4 protein-coding genes are annotated in these 4,985 nt (G+C 68.8%); 2 read left to right on the top strand and 2 right to left on the bottom strand.

Translation table 11 applies throughout. From position 1 onward, the window contains the following. The first annotated feature begins 1 nt into the window (after position 1). A complete protein-coding gene (locus ACTHNQ_RS02905; protein ID WP_440330930.1) occupies positions 2 to 1,300 on the top strand; it encodes a citrate synthase in 1,299 nt (432 codons plus the stop codon). A gap of 77 nt (positions 1,301 to 1,377) precedes the next feature. On the opposite strand, the gene ACTHNQ_RS02900 is transcribed toward ACTHNQ_RS02905, so the two are convergent. Continuing rightward, positions 1,378 to 2,820, bottom strand: coding sequence for an MFS transporter (locus ACTHNQ_RS02900; RefSeq protein ID WP_440330928.1), 1,443 nt, complete (start codon positions 2,818 to 2,820; stop codon positions 1,378 to 1,380). Positions 2,821 to 2,978: 158 nt separating this feature from the next. Between ACTHNQ_RS02900 and ACTHNQ_RS02895 the strand changes: the two genes are divergently transcribed. Beyond that, positions 2,979 to 3,548: a TetR/AcrR family transcriptional regulator gene (locus tag ACTHNQ_RS02895; RefSeq protein WP_440330926.1), complete on the top strand. Its 570-nt coding sequence runs from the start codon at positions 2,979 to 2,981 to the stop codon at positions 3,546 to 3,548. 45 nt (positions 3,549 to 3,593) lie between these two features. Here the strand turns inward: ACTHNQ_RS02895 and dapD are convergent, their stop codons facing one another. Beyond that, positions 3,594 to 4,550, bottom strand: coding sequence for a 2,3,4,5-tetrahydropyridine-2,6-dicarboxylate N-succinyltransferase (gene dapD / locus ACTHNQ_RS02890; protein WP_440330924.1), 957 nt, complete (start codon positions 4,548 to 4,550; stop codon positions 3,594 to 3,596). Positions 4,551 to 4,985 lie beyond the last annotated feature (435 nt).

Genomic DNA, 4,985 nt, shown 5'->3' with positions numbered 1-4,985 from the left:
CGTGAGCGACGCGGGCACCCAGCAGGAGAAGGCCACCCTCACGATCGGTGACACCACCGCCGAGTTCCCGCTGCTGCGGGGCACCGACGGCACGCCGAGCGTGGACTTCTCCACCTTCACCCGCCAGACCGGCCACACCGCACTGGACTACGGCTTCGTGAACACCGCGGCGACGAAGTCCGCGATCACGTACATCGACGGCGACCAGGGAATCCTGCGCTACCGCGGCTACCCGATCGAGCAGCTGGCGAAGAACAGCACCTACCTCGAGGTGGCGTGGCTGCTCATCTACGGCGAGCTGCCCACGGCCGACGAGCTCGCCGAGTTCGACGAGAAGATCCGCCGGCACACCCTGCTGCACGAAGACCTGAAGCGGTTCTTCTCGGCGCTGCCGCACACGGCGCACCCGATGTCGGTGCTGTCGTCGGCGGTCTCGGCGCTGTCGACCTACTACGAGCACCAGTCCGACCCGAACAACCCCGAGCACGTCGAGCTCAACACGATCCGCATGCTCGCGAAGCTGCCCGTGATCGCGGCGTACGCGCACAAGAAGAGCATCGGCCAGGCGTTCCTGTATCCCGACAACTCGCTCGGCTTCGTCGACAACTTCCTGAAGCTCAACTTCGGTGTGCTGTCCGAGGTGTACGACGTGAATCCCGTGATGTCGCGTGCGCTCGAGCGGCTGCTCATCCTCCACGAGGACCACGAGCAGAACGCCTCGACGTCGACCGTGCGTCTGGTCGGCTCGACGGGCGCGAACCAGTTCTCGTCGATCTCGGCCGGCATCAACGCCCTCTACGGGCCGCTGCACGGCGGCGCGAACGAGGCCGTGCTCGACATGCTGGCCCGTATTCGCGACTCGGGCGAGAGCGTGCAGCGCTTCGTCGAGCGGGTGAAGAACAAGGAGGACGGGGTGAAGCTCATGGGCTTCGGTCACCGCGTCTACAAGAACTACGACCCCCGCGCGAAGCTCGTGAAGGAGTCCGCCGACGAGGTGCTCTCGGCACTCGGCGTCAGCGACCCGCTGCTCGACCTGGCCAAGGAGCTCGAAGAGATCGCGCTCAACGACGCGTACTTCCAGGACCGCCGCCTCTACCCGAACGTCGACTTCTACACCGGCGTCATCTACAAGGCGATGGGCTTCCCGACGCGCATGTTCACCGTGCTCTTCGCGATCGGCCGCCTGCCCGGCTGGCTCGCACAGTGGCGCGAGGCGGCGAGCGACCCCCAGACCAAGATCGGCCGTCCGCAGCAGCTGTACGTCGGCGCCGCGGAGCGCACCTACCCCGGCCTCGGCTGAGCCGAAGAAGAACGGATGCCGCACCCCGAGGGGTGCGGCATCCGTTCTTCTTCGGGGGCGTCCGCGCCGGAGATCCGTCAGACGGCCTCGGCGAACGCCGGCGTCTCGTCGGGGGTCTCGACGGCATCCGTGCCGGCGGCATCCGCCCGACGCCGCGGCCGGACGACCAGCACGATGATCCCCGCGACGACGGCGGCGCCCGCGATGGAGAGCCACGCCACCGTGTAGCCGTCGAAGGCGGGGGAGCCGCCCGGGGCCACCGAGCCGAACACCACGGCCGTCGTGAACGCCGAGCCGATGGCCGACCCGATGGTGCGGAGGTTGGCGTTCACGCCCGTGGCGATGCCGGTGCGGTCGGCGGGCACGCTCTCGACGACGATGCTCGCGGCAGAGGCGTACGCCAGGCCGATGCCGACGCCGAACACGCCGCCTGCGACCGCGACCGTGACAGGGCTGGTGTGCTCCGCGACGGCGAACACCACACCGCCCGCCATCAGCAGGGCACCGAACGCCATCATCACGCGCAGGGGGATGATCCGGGCGATCGCGCCCGCGGCGAATCCGACGCCCGACATGCCCACGAGCAGCGGCAGCAGCGCGAAGCCGGCGGCCTGCACGTTCAGGCCGAGACCCCACCCTGTGCTGATGGGCGTCTCGAGGAATTGCGGCAGATAGCCCCAGAATCCGAACGCGGCGATGCCGATGAGCAGCGAGGCGGCGTTCACCGGCCAGATCGCGCGTGCGCCCATCAGCCGCAGGTCGACGAGCGGGCTGTCAGAGCGGAGCTCCGACACGATCCAGCCGGCCATGAGCAGCACCGCGGCCCCGAAGAGCGCGAGGGTCACGGGAGAGGTCCAGCCCCAGCGAGCACCCGAGCTGAGCGGCACCAGCAGGGCGATCAGCCATCCCGACAGCAGGATCGCCGAGAGCACGTTCACGTGACCCTGCGCGCGTGCACCGCTGCGCGGGACGAGTGTGACGGTGAGCACCATGCCCGCGACGGCGGCGATGAACGGCACGGCGAAGATGCCATGCCAGCCGAGCAGGGCGGCGAGCGGGCCCGCGAGCACGCTGCCGGTGGCGCCGCCGATGCCGATGATGGCGCTCGTGGCGCCGATCGCACCGGTGAGACGCTCGCGCGGCATGACGTCGCGGAGCAGACCGAACGCGAGGGGGAACAGCGCTCCGCCGACGCCCTGCAGCACCCGGGCCAGGATCAGCACGGGCAGATTGGCGGCGAAGGAGGCGATGATGTCGCCGACCGCGACGACGCCGATCACGATGAGGAAGGTGTTGCGCCGGCCCCTCAGATCGCCGATGCGGCCGAGGAGGGGAGTCGCGACGGCGGCCGCGATGAGCCAGGACGTGTTGGTCCAGGATGCCGCGTCCGCGGTGACGCCGAAGTCCTCGGCGATGAGCGGGATGACGGGGATGACGAGGTTCTGGAGGAGGGCGAGCGAGGCGACGCTGATCGCGATCGCCGCGAACGCCGCGCGGGATGACGGGGTGTGGGTGGGCATCGATGAGCCTTCCGATGGGTGCGGATCCGAGCGGATCCGTATAAAGTGGAGGTGAGTCTCCGAACGGAGGTTGCCTCCGGATTGAGATTAGCGGAGGGTGCCTCCGTTTGGCAACCATCCTTTGCCGTCATCTGTTCCACCACCGGAGGTTTCCGAGAATGCCCGTCGTCGAGCGGATCTCCGCCCTCGAGTCGCGCCGCCCGCAGCGCGCGGACGCTGCGCGCAACTTCGACGCGCTCGTCGCTGCAGGCCGTGAGGCGTTCGCGGAGCAGGGCTCTGCGGCATCCCTCGAAGACATCGCGCGGCGCGCGGGAGTGGGCATCGGCACGCTGTACCGCAACTTCCCGACGCGTGACGACCTCATCGAGACGCTGTATCTGGGCGAGGTCGACGCACTGGTGCGCGCCGCGGACGAGGTGTCGGATCTCGAGCCGTGGGATGCGCTGCGCGCGTGGCTCGATCGCTTCGTCGCCTACGTCGGCACCAAGCACGCGCTCCTGGAGGGCCTCAACAGGCGCTCGCCCGTCCTCGCGGAATGCCGCACCATCATGTTCGCCGCGGGGGAGCCGTTGCTCGTCCGTGCGCAGCAGGCCGGCGAGGTCGTGCCAGAGGTCACGATCGGCGACGTGGTGAAGCTGGTCTCAGGGGTCGCGGCAGTCGCCTCGTTCGACGACGAGGCGCAGCGCGCCCGCGTGCTGGACCTCGCGATCAACGCGATCCGCCGCTGACGCCGAAGGCCGCAGGCTCGCGCCGACGGCCCTCGCGAAACCCGATCAGGCGTGCAGCGCCTCGTTCAGGGTGACGCCCACCCCGGCTCGCCGGACAGCCTCCACGGCCCCGGTGAGCGAATTGCGCCGGAACAGCAGGCCGTCGCGACCCGACAGATCGCCGCCCTTCGCCGTGGTGGGCGAACCGTCCGCGCGCCGCGGCTCGTCGACCAGCACGACCTTGGTGCCGGCGGTGATGTACAGGCCCGCTTCGACGATGCAGTCGTCGCCCAGCGAGATGCCGATGCCCGCGTTCGCGCCGAGCAGGGTGCGTGCGCCGACCGAGACCTTGTGGGTTCCCCCGCCCGACAGGGTGCCCATGATGGAGGCGCCGCCGCCGATGTCGCTGCCGTCGCCGACGACGACGCCCTGTGAGATACGGCCCTCGACCATGCTCTGGCCGAGCGTCCCGGCGTTGAAGTTGACGAAGCCCTCGTGCATGACGGTCGTGCCCGGGGAGAGGTAGGCGCCCAGGCGCACGCGCGAGGCGTCGGCGATCCGCACGCCGGGAGGCGTCACATAGTCCAGCAGGCGCGGGAACTTGTCGAGACCCTGCACCTGGATGCCTTCGCGCGCGAGGAAGGGACGGAGGCGCGTGAGCGCATCCGGGTGGACGGGTCCGGCGTTGGTCCACGCCACGTTCGGCAGATGGCCGAAGATGCCGTCGAGGTTCACCGTGTTGGGCTGCGCGAGTCGGTGCGACAGCGCATGCAGGCGCAGGTACGCGTCCGACGTGGAGGTGGGAGCGGCCGTCAGATCGACCTCCAGCGTGACGATTTCGATCTCGACCGCGCGGCGGGCGTCCGGTACCGCGAGGCGGTCGAGCTCGTCCGGAGGCAGCTTGGGGTCGTACCCGAGCGGGATGCGTCCCGTGGCGGGGGAGGGGAACCACGTGTCGAGCACGGTCCCGTCATCGGCGATCGTGGCGAGGCCGGCGCCCCACACCCAGCGTTCTTCGGTCATGTCATCAACGCTAGCGCGGTGCCGTGAGGGATGCCGCGCTCGTGTGCTGCCGTCGCCGCGGGGGTGCGACACGCCCGGGGTGGGGTGTGGATTCGACGTGGGGGCTGGTTGGGCGTAATGTTCTTGTTGTTCGCCCCAAAGGGTAGAGCGAGGGCCTGGTGGCCTGGCTCCCCTCAAGTTGCGAACGAACCTCACCTTCGATCTGAGTGTCGCTGATGCGACAGGCGGTTCGGGTTGGTGTAGGATAGTGAAGTTGCCCAGCCGGGGCAGCGGGCCTGGTGGTCTGTTGCTGGTTGGTGCGTCCGATCTTTGAGAACTCAACAGCGTGCACTTGTCAAATGCCAATTTTTTCTCTGTCGACCGTGTTTCACGGTTGGTGGGGGTCTTTTTTGGATCAATTCATGGATGTCAGTTTGATATTCGTTTTTGGTCATG

Origin of the sequence: Microbacterium sp., assembly GCF_051953575.1 — a bacterium.
GTDB lineage: Bacteria > Actinomycetota > Actinomycetes > Actinomycetales > Microbacteriaceae > Microbacterium.
The sequence above is the reverse complement of the archived record's forward strand: the minus strand, read 5'-3'. Positions and strand labels throughout refer to the sequence as shown.